This window comes from Burkholderia sp. L27(2015) (assembly GCF_009765705.1).
GTDB lineage: Bacteria > Pseudomonadota > Gammaproteobacteria > Burkholderiales > Burkholderiaceae > LMUX01.
The window spans coordinates 1-307 of the sequence record NZ_LMUX01000072.1 but is presented as its reverse complement, the minus strand read 5'-3'; the positions used below and the strand labels follow the sequence as shown (position 1 = coordinate 307).

1 pseudogene is annotated in these 307 nt (G+C 60.3%); it reads right to left on the bottom strand.

Annotated features, from left to right (window positions below):
• Positions 1-253 (bottom strand): annotated as a pseudogene (locus GSQ77_RS29145) (arginine decarboxylase); the annotation flags it as partial.
• Positions 254-307: the final 54 nt, after the last annotated feature.

Genomic DNA, 307 nt, shown 5'->3' with positions numbered 1-307 from the left:
TGCTGTCGTACAGGGACTTGAAGGAGAGCATGGTCTCCAGCAGGGTTCCCCACTTGCCCTGGGTCGTGCCTATGGAGAACAGCACGAGAACGGTGTAGTCACCCGTGCGGGCGATTTCCTGTCGCCGTGCGTCGAGGAATTTGCTGAGGATGGCACCCGGGATGCCCCAGTTGGCGAGCTTTCCCCGGGCATCGGTGCCCGGACAAAGGATGGTCACCTTGGTGGGATCGAGCATGCAGAAATCGTCCGCCACGACGTCGTCTGGCAGCCCATGCCAAGTTTCGCCCGTTTGCAACGTCCAGTATTT